Origin of the sequence: Clostridium mobile (genome assembly GCF_018918285.1) — a bacterium.
Classification (GTDB): Bacteria; Bacillota; Clostridia; order Clostridiales; family Clostridiaceae; genus Clostridium_AW; species Clostridium_AW mobile.
Map to the genome: position 1 here is coordinate 218786 of NZ_JAHLQF010000003.1, position 22629 is coordinate 241414.

The following is a 22629-nucleotide window of genomic DNA, read 5'->3' on the forward strand; positions in this document are numbered from 1 at the left end:
TAATATGTTATAGAGAGGGGAAACATTATGAAAGAAAAATCAAATTTAAAGTTTCTTTTAGAGGCATCTGGTAAAGAAAAGTTTAAATTATATGTGTCTGCTTTATTTAGTATAATAAGCTCATTGCTTGGTATAGTACCATATATACTTATGTACAATATAGTACTAGAGCTTTTTAATGATGCAGTAAATTATCAAAGAATTAAATCTATGGCTATAATTGTAGGAATCATTGTAGTTCTTAGAATGGTTATATTTTTATTGTCAGGAGTGTTCTCACACATAGCGGCCTATACAATACTTTATGAACTTAGAATGAAGGCAATAAACCACATATCAAAGCTTAACATGGGATTTTTTACAGGAAGTACCATAGGAGATATTAAAAAAACAATAAATGAAGATATAGAAAAACTAGAAAATTTTATAGCACATCAAATTCCAGATTTATCTGCAGCTGTTGTAACACCTATTGTAATTATATTTTATCTTTTATATTTAAATTGGAAATTGGCTTTAGTTTTATTTATTCCTATTATTTTAGGTTTTTTAACTCAAATAGGCATGTTTAAAGGTATGAAAGAGATGACGGTTCATTATCATGAATTAGTTCAAAGACTTAATTCCACTATTATTCAATATATAAATGGAATGAATGTAATGAAAGCCTTTAATTTATCTGCAAAATCCTTTAAGAACTATAAGGATATCACAGAAGAATATGCAGATTATTGGATTGATCTAACTATGAAAACTGCCCCTCTTTACGGTGTATTTTTAGTTCTTATAGATTCAGGACTTTTATTTATAATTCCTATTGGAGGAATAATGTTTTTAAATGGAAGTATAAATGCTTCTACTTATATAATATTTTTAATTTTAAGTGCAAATTTCCTTACTTCTTTTAAGCAACTATTAGAATTTGGAGGAACTTTTTCAATGCTATTAGAAGGAGCTGGAAAAGTAAGAGAAATTCTTGAAAAAGAGCCACAAGTAGAAGGAAAGAGGAGCTTAAAGAAAGATACTAAGGGAAAAATAGAGTTTAATAAGGTTACATTTAAATATGATAAAGAGGAAGTTATAAAGAATCTATCCTTAACTATAGAACCTAAAAGTATAGTTGCTTTAGTAGGACCTTCAGGTTCAGGAAAAACTACATTAGGCCAATTAGTAGGAAGGTTCTGGGATGTGCAAGAAGGTAGTATTACTATTGATGATATAGATGTAAGAGATATTAAAATGGAAGAACTTATGGATAAAGTATCTTTTGTATTTCAAAATGTATTTATGCTTCAAGACAGCATATTAGAAAATATTAAAATGGGTTTTAATAAAACCATGGATCAGGTTATGGAAGCTAGTAAAAAAGCACAAATTCATGATTTTATAATGAGTCTACCAGACGGTTATGAAACATCTCTTGGAGAAAATGGAATTAAACTTAGTGGAGGGGAAAAGCAAAGAATTTCTATTGCAAGAGCTATATTAAAGGACAGCCCTATTGTAGTTTTAGATGAAGTTACGTCTTATTCAGATATAGAAAATGAAAGTAAGATACAGGAAGCACTTAGAAATCTGTTAAAGGGAAAAACTGCTATAATCATAGCCCATAGACTGTATACAATAAAAAATGCAGATAAAATTGTAGTTTTAGAGGAAGGAAAAATTATAGAACAAGGAACTCATAATTACCTTATGAAGAAAAAAGGATTATACAGGCATCTTTGGGATATGTATGATTATGAAATTACAGAAATCAAAGAAGCAGCAGGGGGGATGTAATATGCTAGGGGATATAAGGATATTATTAGGTGATCACAGCAAAAAACTTAAAAAACCTATAATTTTGTTAACTATAGATAGTTTATTTAATATGTTTATTTATTCAATGTTGTATTTTGTATTGATAGATTTAATTAATTCCCAATTGAGTTTTGCTAAAGTTAAGAATTATACTATAGCAATGATAATAGCTTTTATATTTAGAGCTATAGTTAATGCCATAGGATATACAGGAATACAGGCCCAAGGGGCAAGGGGTATTGAAAGTATGCGTATATCCTTAGGAGATCATATTAAAAATATAAATTTAGGATTTTTTAATAAAAATAGCATAGGAAGCTTGACTAATATAATGACTAATGACTTACAAGAGTTTGAAAAAATCATAACTCATAGCACTAGTGACTTGATAAAAACATTAGTTCTTAGTATTTATTTTCTTATAATAACATTTTTTATTGATGCTCAATTAGCTATTATTCAACTTATCTTTGTACTTATAGCTATGCCTATTATTTTAATGGGAGGAAAAAGGGTTACTAAAATAGGTAAACAAAAGAAGGAAGTTATGAATGAAGTTATATCAAGAATGGTTGAATATCTTAGCGGTATACAGCTGTTTAGAGCCCATAATTTAGTTGGAGATAAGTTTGAAAGATTGGAAAAATCATTTAGAGATTTAAGAAGGGAAAGTATAAGAACAGAAATATCTATCGTACCTTATGTACTTATATTTAAGATAATAGTTGATATAAGCTTTCCTGTATTATTACTTATAGCTACAACTAAATTTGGATTAGGGGACATTGACAAAAAAGCCTTTTTAACATTTATTATAATAAATCTAGCCCTTACAAATATTTTAAGAGCTTTTGGTGTTCAATATGGAGTATTCAGATATTTAAAACTTGCATCACAAAAATTAATAAAAACTTACAATCATCCAGAAATGAGTTATAAATATGAAGAAGCAAACTTTAAAAATTATGATATTGAGTTTAAAAATGTGAGTTTTAAATATGAAGAAGGAGAAAATACTATAAATGATTTAAGCTTTAAGGCAAGAGAAGGAACCATGACAGCCTTAGTTGGGCCTTCTGGATCAGGGAAAACTACAGTTACAAGTCTTATAGCTAGGTTTTGGGATATAAATTCTGGAGCAATAACAATTGGAGGACAAGATATAAAAGATATAAAACCAGATTCTTTATTAAAGCATATAAGTATGGTATTCCAAGATGTATATCTTTTAAATAATAGTATATGTAACAATATAAAGTTAGGAAATCCAAAAGCTACAAAAGAAGAGGTAATAAAGGCAGCAAAGATTGCAAATTGTCATGAGTTTATAGAAAATCTAGAAAATAAATATGACACTATAGTAGGGGAAGGTGGATCAACTCTATCAGGAGGAGAAAAACAAAGAATATCCATAGCAAGAGCAATACTAAAAGATGCTCCTATAATACTGTTAGATGAAGCTACTGCTTCTCTTGATGCAGATAATGAGTTGGAAATTAGAAAAGCCATAAAGAAACTAACAGCTAATAAAACTGTAATAGTAATAGCTCATAGACTAAATACCATAAAAGATGCAGATCAAATAATAGTATTGAATGAAGGAACTATAGAGGAAAAAGGCGATCATGGAAAATTGATGGAAAATAAAAAGAGATATTACAATATGTATAATGAGATGGAAAAAGCTAAAAGCTGGGCAATATAATTTATATTTTAAATAATAGGTCTTAAGTAGATTACTTTTGAAAAGCGAATGTTGTCTGCACATATAGTAAAAGTTTGTTTCAAAAAATTGTTGTGTAGATTGGATAATTTAAATAAAACAATATTTTTAATGATTTTAGGAGCTTTTTTATAATAAAACATTATAGAAGAAGGGCTTTTAAAGTGAAACTTCATTGAAAACAGTGGATAAGCTTGAATTTATCAAGGCTCTTTATGTTAAATAAATGAAATTTTAGAACTCTTTCTCTGACATTTTATGACACGCTTTTCCATTAACAAAAGCATATAGTATGATAGGTGAGATAAATCGCTGTAAAGTGAGATAAATCACTATATTTGTAATTTCAAGGAGGAGATTGTTAGATATGTTAAAATATTCTTCTGATGGAGACAATCGTGATTTAAAAGAGAATAATTATATTACTTTGGATGATAATTCAGGTGTGATTTGGGATAAACCAAGAGGAGTAACCGGCCCAACGGGTCCAACAGGTCCAACCGGTCCGACAGGAGCAACAGGTGCAACAGGTGCAACAGGTGCAAGAGGAGCAACAGGCCCAACAGGCCCAACAGGCCCAACAGGTCCAACAGGCCCGACAGGCCCAACAGGTCCAACAGGCCCGACAGGCCCAACAGGTCCAACCGGAGCAACAGGGGCAACAGGCCCGACAGGCCCAACAGGTCCAACAGGTCCAACAGGCCCAACAGGTCCAACAGGCCCGACAGGCCCGACAGGCCCAACAGGTCCAACCGGAGCAACAGGGGCAACAGGCCCGACAGGCCCAACAGGCCCAACAGGCCCAACAGGCCCAACAGGTCCAACAGGCCCGACAGGCCCAACAGGTCCAACAGGCCCGACAGGCCCGACAGGCCCAACAGGTCCAACCGGAGCAACAGGGGCAACAGGCCCGACAGGCCCAACAGGCCCAACAGGCCCAACAGGTCCAACAGGCCCGACAGGCCCAACAGGTCCAACAGGCCCGACAGGCCCAACAGGTCCAACAGGCCCGACAGGCCCAACAGGAGCAACAGGGGCAACCGGTTCAACAGGAGCTACAGGAGCAACAGGAGCAACAGGAGCAACAGGAGCAACAGGAGCAACAGGTGCAACAGGAGCTACAGGAGCTACAGGGGCAACAGGAGCAACAGGAGCAACAGGAGCAACAGGAGCTACAGGAGCAACAGGGGCAACCGGTGCAACAGGAGCAACAGGAGCTACAGGAGCAACAGGAGCAACAGGGGCAACAGGGGCTACAGGAGCAACAGGAGCAACAGGAGCTACAGGTGCTACAGGGGCAACAGGGGCAACAGGAGCTACAGGTGCAACAGGAGCTACAGGAGCAACAGGAGCTACAGGAGCAACAGGAGCTACAGGAGCAACAGGAGCTACAGGAGCAACAGGAGCAACAGGAGCTACAGGGGCAACAGGAGTAACAGGGGCAACCGGTGCAACAGGGTCAACCGGTGCAACAGGCGTAGGAGTGACAGGCCCAACAGGTCCAACCGGTCCAACAGGCGCGACAGGCGTAGGAGCAACCGGCCCAACAGGTGCAACAGGAGCAACAGGAGCAACAGGTGCAACAGGAGCTACAGGAGCTACAGGAGCTACAGGTGCTACAGGTGCTACAGGAGCTACAGGAGCTACAGGTGCTACAGGTGCTACAGGGGCTACAGGGGCAACAGGAGCAACAGGAGCAACAGGAGCAACAGGGGCAACAGGAGCAACAGGAGCAACAGGTGCTACAGGAGCAACAGGAGCTACAGGTGCCACTGGTGCAGGAAGTTCACTATCTTCAACACAATTAAGTAGTTCAATAAATCTTCCTCTTGCGACTCAAGTATCTGTACTATCTCTTCCAGTGACTACTGTTGCCGCACAGAGGTTAAAAATTGATTCAATGGCAGAAGTAGAAATAACAACAGGCACCCTTACTCCTTATCAATATACAATCACGTATAATCTATATCAAGATGGAGTTTCTATTGCTGAAGTAACCGTTGAGAAGGCTCAAGACAATGTTCCATTAACTACGCGTGTTTTAGGAGAAGTTCCTAATCTAACCTGGATAAGTACTCCTTCACCAGGTTCACACGTTTTCGAGGTTCGTATTAGAGTTACAGGAATTAATATTGCGAGTGCTGTTGCACTTACTAGAGCATTAAATATAATAAGCTTTTAATAATAGAATATTTATAACATTGTAACTTCAAAAATAGATAAATATCCAAATATTAAGATAATATTATTTAAATCAATTAATTTGAAACCAGTGACAGAGGTCTAGTTACCTCTGTCAATTATATTTTTAATCAATTGGTTTTACCTTCTGTTTCATTTAGATATAAATCACAAAATCAAATTTTGCATCATAGTATGTACTAGAAAATTATTTTCGAGGTGATTAAATGATAACTATCAGTTTATGTATGATTGTTAAAGATGAACAGGATGTCATATCTAGATGTTTAGATTCTATAAAAGATATTGTTGACGAAATAATAATAGTAGATACTGGATCAACGGATAATACAAAAGAAATTATTAAAGGATATACAGATAAGGTATTTGATTTTGAATGGGTTGATGATTTTTCTGCAGCAAGAAATTACGCCTTTTCTAAAGCTACAAAGGATTTCATTCTTTGGCTAGATGCTGATGATGTTATTCTTGAAGAAGATAGGGAAAAATTTAAAGAGCTGAAACAAAATTTAAATAATAGAATTGATGCAGTAATGATGAAATATAATGCAGGTTTTGATGAAAACGGTAATGTTACTTTATCATATTTTAGAGAACGTTTGTTAAACAGAAGAAGCAATTACCAATGGATGGAACCTGTACATGAATATTTAAAAGTAAGTGGAAAAATAATAAATTCTGATATTTGCATAACTCATAAAAAAGAATATGAATCCGCTAAAGGTAGAAATTTATCTATCTATCAAAAAGCTATATGCCAAGGTGTAAGTTTAACGCCTAGAGCACTTTATTATTACGCCAGAGAGCTATATTATAACGAAGAATATTATAACGCGATAAGATATTTTAAGAGATTTTTAGATACCGAAGAAGGATGGGTAGAAGATAATATAAATGCTTGTTATATTCTTTCAATTTGTTATAACGAATTGAATGATAAAAAAAATATGTTAGATGTTTTATTAAAAAGTTTTAAATATGATACTCCAAGAGCTGAGATATGCTGCCAACTTGGATATTACTATTTTGATAATAAAGATTATGAGAGAGCTATATTCTGGTATAAGCTAGCTCTAGAACTAGAAAAACCAGTTGATAGCTGGGGTTTCATATCCCACGATCATTGGGACTATATTCCATGCATGCAATTATGCGTATGTTATGATAAACTTGGAAATATAGAGGAAGCTATAAAATATAATAATAAAGCCGAAGAATATAAGCCAAACGATTCCGCTGTAGCATATAACAAAGAATACTTTGAAAGTATTAATAAATGATAAATCTGATGCAAGATCTACTAAACATTATAGATATAGATAAGCTATTCTATATAGAATTCATGTTTGATGAAGTTTATGAGAATTTAAGTAAAAAAAGTTTGATAATTTAGAAAAGCCTAGGATGTTTACGTCGTAGGTTTTTAGTTTATAAAAAATATATTAAAATATTGGCTGAAAAATCAATAAACAAAGGGATTTAATCACTAATATCTTTAAAACAATGGCTACTAAAGCAAAAAAGCTTTTATTTAACAATTGTTGACTTATTTTTAAATATGATTTATTATTTGTATATACAAGTAATAAATATGGTTTTAATCAAATGAAATAGAAGGGTTGATATAATGGATTTTAAAAAGCTTACATTGGAGGATAAAAGTATACTTGAAAGGTATACAAATCCGTATAGATTTTTAAGCTGTGAATACTCATTTACTACTTTATATATATGGAAAGATGCCTGTAATACTCAGTATACAATCTATAAGGATGCATTAATTATAAAGAAACAAGATTTTGAAGGAAATTATTATTTTATGCAACCATTAGGATATAAAGAAGAGAATTTACAAGATATATTAGAGTGTTTAGCACAATATAAAAAAGAGAATAGTATGGAGTATTTATTTAAAGATTTAGAGGAAGATTTTATAGAGAAATTAAAATCTTTGAGCATGGAAATACGAGAGGCTTGTATTGAAGAAGATAGAGATAATTTTGATTATTTATATGAAGCAGAAAAATTAATAAAGCTATCAGGAAAAAAATTTCACAGAAAGAAAAATCACTATAATTCTTTCGTTAAGAACTATGATTATGAAGTAAAAGAAATACTAAATGAAGAAGTTATTAAGGATGTAATAAAGGCTTCAGAAAAATGGTATGATGAAAATAATAACAATGATAAAATGCTTTATTATGAAAATTTAGCTATAAAAGATATGATTAGAAATATGGATTTATTTAACTTGAAAGGAATAGCGGTTTATGTAGATAATGAAGTTGCAGCTTTTAGCTTAGGGGAAAAACTTAATGATAAATTAGCAGTTATTCATATAGAGAAAGGTGACATAAACTACAATGGAATTTATAGCTTTATTAATAAAACATTCATAGACAAATGTTTCAGTGATGTGGAAATAATAAATAGGGAACAGGACTTAGGTATAGAGGGACTTAGGAAGGCTAAACTTTCTTATTACCCAGTTAAACTAGAAAAAAAGTTTATTCTTAATTGTTATTAGAAAATTAGAAGATTAGAAGAAATAATAACCTTCAAATTAAATATTTAATTTATTTGAAGGCTAGTTTATTGAAAAGGTGATTTTATGAAAAAATTATTAGAAGGAAAAAAAGTGAAACTTACAGCTATAGAGAAAGAAGACGTAACTCAATTTACACAATGGTACAATGATACCCATTTTATGAGAAACTATGATGTGATAAGTGCGGTACCTAAAAATAGTGAAGAAGTTTTAGAAATGTTAAATGAAATAAAGGGAGCCAGCGACAAATATATATTCGCTATAAGGCATATTGAAAATGGCGAATTTATTGGAGTTACGGGTTTTGAAAATGTTCTATGGAACAATGGGACAGCTCTAATATATATAGGCTTAGGTAATGAAAAATACAGAGGGCAAGGCATAGGGGAAGAGGCTATGTATTTAACCATGGAGTTTGGATTTGAAGAGTTAAATTTTCATAAAATATACTTGTACGTATTAGAATACAATAAGCCTGCCATAAACCTATATGAAAAGTTAGGGTTTGTAAAAGAAGGTATATTTAGAGAGTTTATTAATAGAGATAGTAAAAGATATGATATGTACTTATATGGAATACTTAAAACAGAATGGGAAGAAAATATAAAAAGAAAACTAATATAAATTAGAAAGGGATAATTTTAATGGCAGATACAGAACCATCATTATCCAATTGCTTGTATTTTACAGTAAATAAATTATCTAGAGTAATTGGTAAAATGGCTGAGGAAGAATTTGAAATAACAGGTTTGTCACCTACTTATGCTTTGCTAATTAATATAGTTAATGTTAATAAAGGTGTAGGACAAAAGGAAATTGGAGAAGCACTTCACATGACTCCATCAACTATAACTAGATTTATAGATAAATTAGAAGTTAAGGGGTTAGTAATAAGAAAATGTGAAGGTAAAAATTGTCGTATATATCCTACAGAAAAAGGGCAAAAGTTGCAACCTGATATTGATAAAGCATGGAGCAATTTACATGAAAGATACTCAAAAATACTTAGCTATGAAAAAGAAAAACAGCTTATAGAGACAATAGATAAAATAGGTATAAAGCTTGAAGAAAATTTTTAAAGCTTATCTATATTAAAACCTATAAATTGACAGTAACATAAGTTATATATATAATTATATTAAAATTAATAAATTTTATTTTAAGAAAGGGCAAGGTATTGGTAGAAATGAGAATGTAATTCACTTTAATTTATGTAAAATGAAAAATTAAATAAAGTCTTAAATAAAGGCTTTATTGTCATGCATTTTATTTAATTTTGTGAGTGGATAGTGTTCTTATAACTGTTGATAGTTTGTTCATATAGTGTGTTTTTTACCTTAATTTGTTATTTGAATATTAGTGTGTATTAATGCGTATTAATAACATTTTATTCAAAATATATTAGGGTTGTTATATAGTTATGACGCTATCCTCTCCAGATTACAAGGAGGGGATTTTTTATGTTATTAATGGAATGCAGCAATGTTAAAAAATATTTTGGCAATAGATTAATACTAGATATAGAAAATTTAAAAGTTTATTCTGAGGACAGAATAGGGATTGTAGGTGTAAATGGAGTGGGTAAAACCACATTAATCAATATACTTAGTAAAAGATTGGAACCTGATGAAGGATGGGTTAAGTTATATGAAAAATACTCATATATATCTCAGTTAGAAAAACCAGAAAATAAAAGCATTAGTAATGAAATGGCTTCAAAATTTGGTGTTGCAAATATTTGGAATGAAAATATGAGTGGAGGAGAAAAGACTAGGTTTAAGCTTGCCGATGGTTTAAGCCGCAATAGTTTGTTGATATTTGCAGATGAGCCTACTAGTAATGTAGATATAGAGGGCATTGAGCTTATGGAAAAAAAGTTTGGAGAATATAAAGGTGCATTGGTTCTTATATCTCATGATAGAAATTTTTTAGATAAATTGTGTAACAAAATATTGGAGATAGAGTATGGCAAAATAAAAATATATAAAGGAAATTATAGCGATTATGTTATTCAAAAAAGACAGGAGATGGATAGAGCTCAATTTGAATATGAGGAGTATATGAAAGAAAAAAGACGACTTCAAGCAGTAATTACTGATACTAAGGAAAAGGTAAAGAGTGTGAAAAGTGCTCCTAAAAGAATGGGAAATTCAGAAGCTAGACTTCATAAGATGGGAGACCAAAGATCGAAAGCAAATCTTGAGAGGGCAATGAAAAATGTTGAGAAAAGAATAGAACATCTTGAAATTAAGGAAAAGCCTAAGAAACAAGAGCATATTAAGCTAGATATTGCAGATTCAAATAAACTTTATAGTAAAATAATTATAGAAGGGCGAAATATAAACAAGATATTCGATAAAAAAATTATATTTAATAATGCTGAGTTTAATGTATATAATAACTCAAAAATAGCATTGATTGGATCTAATGGATGTGGGAAGAGCACTTTGATTAAAATGATAATGAATAATGATGACTCCATAAGAATTGCACAAGGAGCTAAGATAGGATACTTTAGCCAAGATATGAGTATTTTACAAGAAAACTTGACTATAATAGAAAATGTAATGGAAAGTAGTATATATAATGAAACTTTTGTCAGGATATTACTAGCAAGATTATTATTTAAAGAAGAGGATATTTATAAAAAAATTAGTGTGCTAAGCGGAGGAGAGCGAGTTAAGGTGTCCTTTGCAAAGATGTTATTACAGGATATAAATTTGCTTATATTAGATGAACCTACTAATTATATGGATATAAACTCTCTCGAAGTGGTAGAGAAACTTCTTAGAGAATATGATAGAACCTTATTGTTTGTTTCTCATGATAGAAGATTTGTAGAGTCTGTTGCGGATAATATAATGACCATAGAGAACCATAAAATAAAAATATTTAAAGGAAACTACCAGGAATACTTATCTAGCAAAAGTATGTGTTTAGATAAGGATAAAGATGATATTGAAAAACAAATTTTTATACTACAGAATCGACTTTCAGAAATCATAGGAAGATTATCTATGCCATCAAAGAAGGATGATATAGTAGCGCTAGATAAAGAGTATTATGAAGTATTAGATAAATTAAAAAAGTTAAAGCTAAAAATATAAATAAAAACATGAAATTGGATGAGAAACTATTATATAAAAACCCTTGACATTAACGCAGCGTAAAGGTGTAGAGTAATATTGGAAGGGGGTAAGCGTATGGAATATACAGTGCAAAAGCTAAGTAGATTAGCAGGTATTAGCACTAGAACACTTAGGTATTATGATGAAATAGGAATTCTTAAGCCGGCAAGAATTAATTCATCAGGATATCGAATTTATGGTCAAAGAGAAGTTGATAGATTACAACAAATACTTTTTTACAGAGAATTAGGCGTAAGTTTAGATAATATAAAAAATATAATAATGTCACCTTCCTTTGATGAAATAGTTGCACTTAAAGAACATCGTGAAAAGCTCCTGGAGAAGAGAGAACAATTAGATTTGTTAATAGCTAATGTAAATAAAACTATAGCTTTAACAGAAGGGAGAGTTGAGATGAGTGATAAAGAAAAGTTTGAGGGTTTTAAACAAAAGATGATCCGTGATAATGAGGAGAAATATGGTGAGGAAATTCGAGAAAAATACGGCAAGAACGTAGTTGAGAAATCAAATGCAAAATTAATGAACATGACTCAAGAAGAATATGATAAAGTAACAAGTTTAGCGGAAGAGGTAATATCAACATTAGAAGAAGCTTTTAAAACCGGTGATCCAGCTAGTGATATAGCTCAAAGAGCGGCTGATTTGCACAAGCAATGGTTAACATTTTATTGGAGTGAATACAGTAAAGAGGCACACGCTGGTCTTGCTCAAATGTATGTTGATGATGAAAGATTCACAGCATATTATGATAAAAAACAGCCTGGAACAGCAGTGTTTTTAAGAGATGCAATTTTAATTTATACAGGGATGAAAGAATAATATTTCATAACAGATTAGATAAAAGGGACTGGTTTTTAATCAGTCTCTTTTTATATGTATATTGTTAATATGTGTATAGACACTCAAACTTGAATTATGGTATAAATTAACTTATAATATATTCTATAAAAGAATTTTTAAAAATAAAGTAAGTATGTAATAATGGAAGTATAAGTTTAAATATAATGATTTATTAAGGAAGTTGAATTTATGGAACATATTTTTGAAAAGATTGATGATAACGATTCAAGATCTGCAAGAGAAATTATTCTTGAAGAACTTAGAGCTGCTATTTTCGATAAAAAATTAAAACCAGGAGATAGGTTGGTTGAGAATAATATAGCTAAAAGTATGGGAGTTAGTAGAACACCAGTTAGAGAAGCTTTGCGACAGTTAGAAATAGAAGGATTAGCTATAAATATTGCTAGAAAGGGAACCTTAGTAAAGGGCATTAGCAAAGAAGATGCTATGGAAATTTATGATATAAGAGAAGTGCTAGAAGGATTAGCAGTAAGAAAGGCATGTTTAAATATCTCAAGAATAGAAATATTAAGGTTAAAAGAAATAATTGAGACAATGAGAAGATGTATTGATGAAAATGACAATGATAACTATATTAAGTCTCACAATGAATATAATAAAATAATACTAAAGTCCTCAAAAAACAAAAGACTTATAGAAAAGTTAGAGCATATATATGAATATCTAAAAAGCATGAGAAAAATAAGTCTGGCTAACAATGTTAGAAAAGAAAAAGCTCTTTTAGAACATAAAGGAATAGTAGAGGCGATAGAAAAAGGCGATGAATCATTAGCGGAAAGATTAGCTAGAGAACATGTTATAAATGCGAAAAATGCATTTATAGGGAAAATATAAAATATAAAAGACATGGATGATGGAATACATTATCCATGTTTTTTATTTTAACTTAATTAAAAATTTAATTGAGTTAAAATTCATAATATTACTAAATTTTCTAAAAACACTATTGAAATTACTGGAATAATAGTATACAATAACTAATAACGGTATACAATTCAATAATATTGCATACAATGTCATTAAATGTATATCCATAAGGAATGAGATGCATAAAGAGCTAGGGGAAAGGGAGGATTTTACATGGAACTCAAGGTAGTAGCTAAAGCGGGGACTTTAGAGTCAAGTGATATTCAAATAATAATAGAGCCAGATAATGATGGTATAGATATTGAATTGAGTAGCACTGTTATGGCTCAATTTGGAGAGCAAATAGAATCTGTTATTAGAGAAACTTTAAATTCATTAGGGATTAAAAATGCAAAAATACTTGCTAATGATAAAGGTGCAATAGATCCAGTAATTATAAGTAGAGTTCATACTGCAGTATACAGATCAGCACAATCAACAGATTTTAAATGGGTATAAAGGGGGAAGGAGAAATGAAGCTTAGACGTTCGATGTTGTTTGTTCCTGGTAATAACCCGGGTCTAATTAGAGACGTACACGTATATAGACCTGATTCAGTAATGTTTGACTTAGAAGATTCCATTTCAATTACTGAGAAGGATTCAGCTCGTTTCTTAGTTCATAACATGTTAAAAAAGCTAAGAGATTATTATAAAGAACTAAATATAGAAACTGTAGTTAGGATAAATGGATTAGATACTGACTTTGGATTGAAGGACTTAGAAGCAGTAGTTTTAGCTCAACCAGATATAATTAGAATACCAAAAACAGAAACTCCACAGGATGTACTTGAAGTTGAAAAACATGTAGAAAAAATAGAAAAAGAAGCGGGAATAGAAATTGGTTCAACTAAAATAATGGTTGCTATAGAATCACCTCTAGGAGTTTTAAACGCATATGAAATTGCGACTTCTTCAAAAAGACTTGTGGCCATGGCAATAGGAGGAGAAGACTTTGTAACCAGTATGAAGACAAACCGTTCACAGGAAGGATTTGAGATGTTTACAGCAAGAGGGATGATAGCTATGGCTGCTAGAGCCGCTGGTATCTCAGCATTAGATTCAGTATATTCAGATGTGAATAATGATGAAGGTTTCTTAAGAGAAGCGAAACTTATAAAACAATTAGGTTTTGATGGCAAATCATTAATACACCCAAGACAAATAGAACTTATTCATTCAGTGTATACTCCATCAGAAAAGGAAATACAAAAAGCTTATAAAATAGTAGTGGCGACAGAAGAAGCTATAAGAGAAAACAAAGGAGTGTTCACTGTAGACGGAAAAATGGTAGACAAACCTATAATAGATAGGGCAAATCATGTTTTAGCATTAGCAAAAGCCGCTGGTGTTAAAGTAGGGGGTGACTGCGATGAAATCTAAAAGAGTAAATGAGATTTTATTAAAAAGTATAGAGGGTTATGAGGATAGAAGGCCTTATGTTGAGCCATTCACTTACCATCCAGAAGGGACTATGGGTCATAGTGAAAGTGAAAATATAAAAGAAAAAGTAAAGAGAGACAAGCTAGCAGAATCCTTAAAGGAAGCAATAGAAAATGCAGGTATAAAGGATGGAATGACAATTTCTTTCCACCATCATTTTAGAGCTGGGGATAAACTAGTTATGATGGTTGTAGAAATCCTAGCAGAAATGGGAGTTAAAGATTTAAGAATAGCTGCAAGCTCACTAACAAGTGCTCATGAAGAACTTGTTGAATATATAAAGAGCGGTGTAGTTACAAGAATAGAAACTAGTGGTATAAGAGGAAGATTGGCATCGGAAATATCAGAAGGAATATTAGGAAAACATCCAGCAGTAATACGTTCTCATGGTGGAAGAGCTAGAGCTATATGTGAAGGTGAAATAAAAATAGATATTGCATTCATTGCTGCGCCATCATCGGACTGTATGGGGAATGCCAATGGTGTTAAAGGAAAATCTATATGTGGATCCATGGGATATGCTAAAGTAGATGCAGAGTATGCAGATAAGGTTATAGTTGTTACAGATACATTAGTTGATTATCCTAACTTTCCACAAAGCATTCCACAGACATTAGTTGATTATGTAGTTGTAGTTGATGAGATTGGAGATTCTAAAGGGATAATGTCAGGTGCAACTAGACTTACATCTAATCCAAAGGAATTATTAATGGCTAAGAGAGTTTCAGATGTTATGTTAGCTACGGGACTATTTGTTGATGGTTTTTCAATGCAAACTGGTTCAGGGGGGGCAGCTCTTGCAGTTACTAGATTTGTAAAAGATGAAGCCAAAAAGAGAAACATAAAGCTTAGTTATGCCTTAGGTGGAATAACTAAACCAATGGTTGATTTATTAGAAGAAGGCTTAGTTGATACATTATTTGATGTACAATGCTTTGATTTATCTGCGGCAGAATCTATAGGTAAAAATGAAAAACATGTTGAAATAAGTGCAGACTTTTATGCCAATCCATTTAATAAATCAGCAGCAGTGAACAAGTTAGATTTCGTTATATTAAGCGCATTGGAAATAGATGTGGATTTTAATGTAAATGTTATATCAGGATCTGATGGAGTTATAAGAGCTGCTTCAGGAGGACATAGTGATACTGCAGCAATGGCTAAGGTTTCTATAGTAGTTGCTCCACTTACTCGTGGAAGGATATCAACAGTAATTGATAAGGTTACTACTGTTGTTACTCCAGGAAGCACTGTAGATATACTTGTAACTGATTATGGAGTAACTGTTAATCCAAGACGTAAAGATTTAATTGAGAAATTTACAAAAGCGGGTCTTCCACTTATAACAATGGAAGAGTTAAGAAAAATTTCTACAAGATTATTAGGAACTCCAAAGGAAATAGAGTTCAGTGATGAAGTTGTAGCGGTAGTAGAGTATAGAGATGGAAGTATAATAGACGTAATCAGAAAGAGGAAGCAATAATCAGTTGTTCATTAAATTGTAAGAGGTGCTATAAAACATCTCTTACAATTTAAAAATAAATTTGGGGGAGGAAAATTAAAATGTCTACAACAACGGTTACAAAAACGACTAAAGAAATGAAAGAAACCTTTAAAGTATTTGGAATGCCATGGTATATTTTGGCTGGAGTTTCATTAACAGTTATATTTGCAGCCGCAAAGGGATTTTTGCCTAACAACATAGTAGGAGGTTTTGCATTACTTTATACAGTGGGTATATTATTTGGATTTATAGGTGACAGAATTCCTATATGGAATGAATATGTTGGTGGAGGACCTATATTAGCATTCTTAGGCGCAGCGGCATTAGTTTATTGGGGTGTAATACCGGAGAAGAGTGTTGAAACTGTAAAATTATTTATGGATACAACTGACTTTTTGGATTTATTCATTTCAGTACTTATAACAGGTTCGATATTATCAGTTAATCGTAAATTATTAATGAAGGCATTCTTAGGATACATTCCAGCAATAATTGGAGGAATTATCGCTGCCTTTGTATTTGGAATCTTAGGAGGGGTAGTATTTGGTATACCTGCTAGCGAAGTTGCTACAAAGTATGTTTTACCTATAATGGGTGGAGGAACTGGAGCGGGAGCTATACCAATGAGTGAAATATATGCTAGTGTTACAGGAGGGGACCCAGCGGCATGGTTATCCTTTGCATTATCAATATTAACTATAGCCAACATAATAGCTATATTTTCAGCTTCCGTATTAAGCAAACTTGGAGAAACAAAAGCAGGGGAAAAATTTAATGGACATGGTGAATTAATTAGAACAGCAGACGATATTTCGAAGTTAGAAGAAAAAGTAGAGATTAAGGTTACTGCTAGAGAAGTTGCAGTTGGGTTAATATTATCTTGTGCATTTTATGTATTAGGAAACATATTTTCAAAGATTATAATAATACCTGAGTTCACTGTATTTGGAACTAATGTAAAAATAGATATACACAGATTTGCATGGATGGTTATCTTAGTAGCAGTTGCTAATGTAGCTAATGTTATACCTCTAGAATTGAAAGAAGGTGCTAAAAAACTGCAGGGATTCTTCTCAAAGCAATTTACAATAGTAGTAATGGTTGGAGTTGGAATAGCATTAACAGATCTTGGAGAGTTGATAGCAGCATTTACCTTTGGAAATGTTGTTATAGCAGCACTTATAGTTTTTGGAGCTATAGTGGGTTCAGGTTTAATTGGATGGCTAGTAGGATTCTATCCAATTGAAACAGCAATAACTGCAGGGCTTTGTATGGCAAACCGTGGAGGATCTGGAGACGTAGCTGTTTTAACAGCGGCAAAACGTATGGACTTAATGTCATTTGCACAAATATCATCTCGTCTCGGCGGTGGACTAATGCTTGTCATCGCAAGCATACTATTTGGTATATTCTTTTAGGAGATAAAAAGTAAAAGAGTGTTGATTTTCAACACTCTTTTTAAACAAACTATTGAATTAGATTTATTTATAGAATTAGGAAACTATCTAATATGAGAGGTGTTAAAATGGGGAAAAAGACTATAAAGAAATTAGCAGAAGAAGCAAGGCGAGAGGGTTTGTTCAGTGAAGCTTTTGAAATATCCAAAAGAAAAAAGGTATACAGGGTTAAGAGTTTAAAGGATGGTATGCTGATAGTACTTTATTTCATTTTAGCTCTTATATTTGTTGCTCTTATTAGAAACATTTAATAGATTAAGAGTTGGATTATGATAAAAGATGATCATATGAATTATGTTGATGTAGAGAGGAATTTAGGATAACTTATAGAAACGTAGAAGGAGGTGTAGTTGAACTAGGGTGTTTTTACCCAGTTTGACAAAAAAATATGAGTTTAGATGTAAGAGGGCAAGCTTTAAAAATCCATGAAGAGAAAAGGGGAAAGTTAGAGGTAGTAGGAACTATACCAATTGAAAATGGACAAGACTTGGCTTTGGCTTATACTCCAGGAGTAGCTGCACCTTGTTTAGAGATAGCTAAGGATAAGAATAATGCATATAAATATACCATAAAAGGAAAGACTGTAGCAGTTGTTTCCAATGGAACAGCAGTGCTTGGATTAGGAGATATAGGGCCAGAAGCATCTCTTCCAGTAATTGAAGGTAAAGCATTGCTGCTAAAAAGGTTTGGAGAAGTGGATGCAATACCCATTAGTATAGATTCTACAGATTCTAATGATATAGTAAATACCATAAAAAATATAGCCCCAGGCTTTGGAGGTATTCATCTTGAGGACATAAAAGCTCCTGAATGTTTTTATATTGAAGATAAACTAAAAGAACAATTAGATATTCCAGTATACCATGATGATCAACACGGCACCTCCATTGCTGTATTAGCCGGCTTATATAATGGATTGAAGATATTAAATAAAAAAATAGAGGAAATAAAAATAGTTATAAATGGAGCCGGTGCATCTGGTATTGCAGTAGCCAAGCTTTTAAGGGTAGCAGGTGTTAAAGATATAATTCTATGTGACTTACAGGGGGCCGTAATTGAAGGCGATACTTCATTAAATGGAGCTCAACAAGAAATTGCAAAAGTAACTAATAGAAATTTTGAAAAGGGTAAATTAGAAGATGTAATTAAGAACAAGGATGTATTTATAGGAGTTTCCGATGGAAATGTACTAACTAAAGAAATGGTTAAAACAATGAATAAAGATAGTGTAGTTTTTGCTCTAGCTAATCCTACTCCAGAAATAATGCCAGATGAAGCGAAAGCAGGAGGAGCAAGAATAATAGCTACGGGTAGGTCTGACTTCCCAAATCAAATTAATAACGTATTAGTATTCCCAGGAATATTTAAAGGAGCTTTGAAGGTTAGGGCAACGGATATATCTGATGAAATGAAAATTGCAGCAGCAAAGGGACTTGCTGATTTAATAAAAGAAGAAAGATTAAATGAAGAATATATAGTTCCTAGTGTATTTGAAGATGGAGTTTGTAATGCTGTGGCAAATGCAGTAATAAAAGTAGCAAAGGAACTTGGGTTAACTAAGTAAAATATAAAAATTTATATTTTTAGAAAGCCTTCTATTATATTTTTTATATTACTATTTATACTATGATATAATAAAATTAACATAGTAGTATAAATTTATTATACGAGGAGGATTATAATATGAACAACTTTACATTTTACAGCCCAACATATTTTGTTTTTGGGAAAGAAACAGAAAATCAAGTAGGTAAATATGTGAAGCGCTTTGGTGGGACTAAGGTTTTAATTCATTACGGTGGTGGTTCAATCGTTAAAAGCGGTTTATTGGATAGAGTTGTAAAATCACTTTCAGAAATTGGTATAGAATACACAACTTTAGGTGGTGTAAAACCAAATCCAAGAAGTGGACTTGTTTATGAGGGAATAAAGCTTTGTAAAGATGAAAATATAGATTTTATTCTAGCTGTTGGTGGAGGAAGTACCATTGATTCTGCAAAAGCAATAGCAGCAGGAGCAAAATATGATGGGGATTTTTGGGACTTCTATGAGGGCAAAGAGATAACAGATGCAATTCCAGTGGGAACTATTTTGACAATTTCAGCGGCAGGTAGCGAGGGTTCAAGCGGATCTGTTATAACCCATGAAAAGGGTATGTTAAAGCGTAGTGCAGGTGGAGATGTACTTAGACCAGTATTCTCAATATTAAATCCAGAACTAACGGTTACTTTGTCTAAATATCAAACAGCTTGTGGTGCTACAGATATTATGGCACATGTATTTGAAAGATACTTTACCAATACTAAAGATGTTGAGATAACGGATAGACTTTGTGAGGCAGTGCTATTGACAATGATCAAAGAAGTGCCTACAGTTATCGAAGACCCAGAAAATTATAGTGCCAGAGCAAATATAATGTGGGCAGGAATGGTTGCTCATAATAATATTTGTGGAGTAGGACGTGTTCAAGATTGGAGCAGTCATCGTATAGAACATGAATTATCAGCTATGTATGATGTTGCACATGGAGCAGGGCTTGCAGTTATTTTCCCAGCATGGATGAAATACGTGATGAAAAATGCTGTAGGCAAATTTGCTCAAATGGCAGTTCGTGTATGGGGATGCGAAATGGACTTTGAAAACCCTGAAAAGACTGCACTAGAAGGAATTCATAGATTTGAAAGCTTCTTAAAGTCAATTGGTATGCCATTAACCTTTGATGAAATTGGAGCAAAGGAAAGTGACATTCCCGAAATGGTAAATAAATTAATGAGGGATAATGATTCTCTAGGTAGTTTGGTATCACTAACTGCTGATGATGTGGAAAAAATATATCGTTTAGCGTTATAATAACAGAAATTTTCACCCCTTGAGTTTTTACGCTCAAGGGGATTTTTATTTTGTAAATTTATGCAACGTTTCTTATGCCTCATACGTCTAATAAATGAAGCAGCTTCGAAAGGGAAAATGAAAGGAGTGGAGAAGTTGGTTGATGAAATAAGCTTTTACAAAGCTAAAGATGGAGATGGGGAGAGTTTTTATAGGATGCTAGAACCTATAAAAAACAAGCTATACAGAGTGGCTCTTATTTATATGAAAAATGAAGATGATGCATTAGATTGTATTCATGATTCTATTGTAAAAGCTATTCAATCCATTGATAAATTAAAAGAGCCACAGCATTTCAATACCTGGATTACTCGTATTATGATAAATACTTGCAAGGATCATATACGTAAAAATAAAAATATAGAGATAAATGATACTACTACTTTTGAAGAAAAATTGATCTATAATAATAGCAATATAGAAGAAAATATGGATTTGTATAAGGCTTTAGATAGCTTGAAGGAAAATGAAAAAGAGCTAATTGCAATGAGATATATGGATGATATGAGCATAAAGGATATATCACAGGTAACTAATGTTCCAATGGGAACTATTAAAAGTAGTATTAGTAGAACCATAAAGAAGTTGAGAGTCTATATGAAGGAGGTATAGAAATGAAGTATGAGAATATAGATAAAATTAAAGTTTCATCAAAGCTAGATGAGAGAATTAGAGATGCAATTGAAGAGGGGTATAAAGGTAAGGGAGAATCAAAAATGAAAAATAAATGGAAGAAAAAAGTAGCGGCAGCGGCGGCAACTATGGTAATTGGAACAACAGCATTTAGCGTGGCATTTCCGGCCTATGCTAAAGAAATTCCTGTTATAGGAAATATATTTTCTTATTTAAGTGAAAACAGAAATGGAAGCTATATGGACTACAAGGAGTATTCTAAATCACTAGATATGACTCAGGAAGATAAGGGAATTAAAATTACTTTAAATGATGCAATATATGATGGAAGGACAGTCATGATCACATATACTATAGAAAGTGAAAAAGATTTGGGGGATAGCATATATACTAAAGATGATCTTAGCATTGAGGGATATAAAGGTGGAATGACAGGTAGCAGTGGAGTTCATAAGGTAAGTGAGAACACCTACGTGGGCTTTACTAGAATGTCTATAGATGAGCCTAAAGATGATCTTAATGTAAAACTAAAATTTGAAGGTATAAATGATTATAATGATCACAATGGCTTAGATATAAATGGTAATTGGGGTTTTAAATTTAATCTTAAAAAGAGCGATGCTGATATTATGATGATTAATAAAAGCACAACTAAAGAAGGAGTAAATTTAAATATAGAAAAAATAACTTTTACACCTATGTCCACTATTTTATATTATAGTCAACAGGTTTCTGACGAAGAATTAAATGGATATCATAGTGTAGACACTGAAATTGTTGAAGTGAAAGATGATTTAGGTAATGTATATTCAGGTGAGGGAGACGGAGGACATGGTACTAAAAACATTATGAATTGGACGTCTACTTACGAAAAAATAGATGAAAATGCTACTAAGCTTATAATAACTCCTAAAGCTGAGTTTAATGTATTAGCTAAAGATGGGCAGCGAATAATTGGATCATCAGCCCTTAAAGATAAATATATGGATAAAGAAGTGTTAGAGTACTTAAAAGAGAAAGGAACAATGCCTAAAGAGGTAATTTTAGATGACATAGTTATTGATTTAAAATAGATGTTTAGATTTAATCATAAATTTTACCCCTTGAATTTTATATTCAAGGGTATTTTTATTTTTTAAGTTTAAAAGAGAACTAGTGACAATAAAAATGCAACTTTCTATTAGTTTATATGAGGATATAAATGATAAAAATGAAATATAATTTTCGTATAGGTTTCTTTTTATGCAATTCTTGATAAAAAATATTTTATTATGAAAAAAAGAAATCATCTTGAATTTTCTTGATTTAAATCTTATAATATTGATGTTATAAGGATTTTATTAGGAAATTAAATATTAAATATATATATAATTTGAATAAGAAATATAATAAATAATTCAAAATTAAATATTATTGAATTATTTTAAGTCATATGTTAGAATGTTAATAAATTGTAAATGAATATTAAAAATAATATGCTAAATTTAAATAAATAATAATGTGTATTATTAA

Annotated in this window: 19 protein-coding genes; all 19 read left to right on the forward strand. The window is 32.2% G+C overall.

Features of this window, described 5'->3' with window-relative positions; all coding sequences use genetic code 11:
* Positions 1-27: 27 nt before the first annotated feature.
* The gene (locus KQI86_RS12780; RefSeq protein WP_216439774.1) at positions 28-1782 is read left to right on the forward strand and encodes an ABC transporter ATP-binding protein; all 1755 of its coding nucleotides are present in this window, start codon (positions 28-30) and stop codon (positions 1780-1782) included.
* Position 1783: 1 nt separating this feature from the next.
* Positions 1784-3508: an ABC transporter ATP-binding protein gene (locus KQI86_RS12785; protein ID WP_216439775.1), complete on the forward strand. Its 1725-nt coding sequence runs from the start codon at positions 1784-1786 to the stop codon at positions 3506-3508.
* A gap of 385 nt (positions 3509-3893) precedes the next feature.
* Positions 3894-5708: a hypothetical protein gene (locus KQI86_RS12790; RefSeq protein ID WP_216439776.1), complete on the forward strand. Its 1815-nt coding sequence runs from the start codon at positions 3894-3896 to the stop codon at positions 5706-5708.
* Between the two features lie 226 nt (positions 5709-5934).
* On the forward strand, positions 5935-7008 hold the full coding sequence (locus KQI86_RS12795) for a tetratricopeptide repeat-containing glycosyltransferase family 2 protein (RefSeq protein ID WP_216439777.1): 1074 nt from the start codon (positions 5935-5937) through the stop codon (positions 7006-7008).
* Between the two features lie 344 nt (positions 7009-7352).
* Positions 7353-8255, forward strand: coding sequence for a DUF2156 domain-containing protein (locus KQI86_RS12800; protein ID WP_216440226.1), 903 nt, complete (start codon positions 7353-7355; stop codon positions 8253-8255).
* Positions 8256-8339: 84 nt separating this feature from the next.
* Positions 8340-8900 (forward strand): GNAT family N-acetyltransferase, encoded by a 561-nt coding sequence (locus KQI86_RS12805; RefSeq protein WP_216439778.1) that lies wholly within the window; start codon positions 8340-8342, stop codon positions 8898-8900.
* Positions 8901-8920: 20 nt separating this feature from the next.
* Positions 8921-9355 (forward strand): MarR family winged helix-turn-helix transcriptional regulator, encoded by a 435-nt coding sequence (locus KQI86_RS12810; protein WP_216439779.1) that lies wholly within the window; start codon positions 8921-8923, stop codon positions 9353-9355.
* A 381-nt stretch (positions 9356-9736) separates the two neighbouring features.
* Complete coding sequence (gene abc-f / locus KQI86_RS12815; RefSeq protein WP_216439780.1) at positions 9737-11383, forward strand: ribosomal protection-like ABC-F family protein; 1647 nt, start codon at positions 9737-9739, stop codon at positions 11381-11383.
* Positions 11384-11479: 96 nt separating this feature from the next.
* Positions 11480-12244, forward strand: a complete 765-nt coding sequence (locus tag KQI86_RS12820) for a MerR family transcriptional regulator (RefSeq protein ID WP_216439781.1) — start codon at positions 11480-11482, stop codon at positions 12242-12244.
* 210 nt (positions 12245-12454) lie between these two features.
* Complete coding sequence (locus tag KQI86_RS12825) at positions 12455-13120, forward strand: GntR family transcriptional regulator (RefSeq protein WP_216439782.1); 666 nt, start codon at positions 12455-12457, stop codon at positions 13118-13120.
* Positions 13121-13366: 246 nt separating this feature from the next.
* A complete protein-coding gene (gene citD, locus KQI86_RS12830; RefSeq protein WP_216439783.1) occupies positions 13367-13651 on the forward strand; it encodes a citrate lyase acyl carrier protein in 285 nt (94 codons plus the stop codon).
* A 14-nt stretch (positions 13652-13665) separates the two neighbouring features.
* Positions 13666-14574, forward strand: coding sequence for an aldolase/citrate lyase family protein (locus KQI86_RS12835; RefSeq protein WP_216439784.1), 909 nt, complete (start codon positions 13666-13668; stop codon positions 14572-14574).
* Complete coding sequence (citF, locus tag KQI86_RS12840) at positions 14564-16117, forward strand: citrate lyase subunit alpha (RefSeq protein ID WP_216439785.1); 1554 nt, start codon at positions 14564-14566, stop codon at positions 16115-16117. The genes KQI86_RS12835 and citF overlap by 11 nt, the downstream gene beginning before the upstream one ends.
* An 80-nt stretch (positions 16118-16197) precedes the next feature.
* Positions 16198-17556 (forward strand): citrate/sodium symporter CitS, encoded by a 1359-nt coding sequence (gene citS, locus KQI86_RS12845; RefSeq protein ID WP_216439786.1) that lies wholly within the window; start codon positions 16198-16200, stop codon positions 17554-17556.
* Positions 17557-17663: 107 nt separating this feature from the next.
* Positions 17664-17846: a hypothetical protein gene (locus KQI86_RS12850; RefSeq protein ID WP_216439787.1), complete on the forward strand. Its 183-nt coding sequence runs from the start codon at positions 17664-17666 to the stop codon at positions 17844-17846.
* A 137-nt stretch (positions 17847-17983) separates the two neighbouring features.
* A complete protein-coding gene (locus KQI86_RS12855; protein ID WP_216439788.1) occupies positions 17984-19159 on the forward strand; it encodes an NAD(P)-dependent malic enzyme in 1176 nt (391 codons plus the stop codon).
* A gap of 119 nt (positions 19160-19278) precedes the next feature.
* On the forward strand, positions 19279-20445 hold the full coding sequence (locus KQI86_RS12860; RefSeq protein WP_216439789.1) for an iron-containing alcohol dehydrogenase: 1167 nt from the start codon (positions 19279-19281) through the stop codon (positions 20443-20445).
* A gap of 60 nt (positions 20446-20505) precedes the next feature.
* Positions 20506-21096 (forward strand): sigma-70 family RNA polymerase sigma factor, encoded by a 591-nt coding sequence (locus KQI86_RS12865; protein ID WP_246582798.1) that lies wholly within the window; start codon positions 20506-20508, stop codon positions 21094-21096.
* Positions 21097-21098: 2 nt separating this feature from the next.
* Complete coding sequence (locus KQI86_RS12870) at positions 21099-22190, forward strand: DUF4179 domain-containing protein (RefSeq protein ID WP_216439790.1); 1092 nt, start codon at positions 21099-21101, stop codon at positions 22188-22190.
* Positions 22191-22629 lie beyond the last annotated feature (439 nt).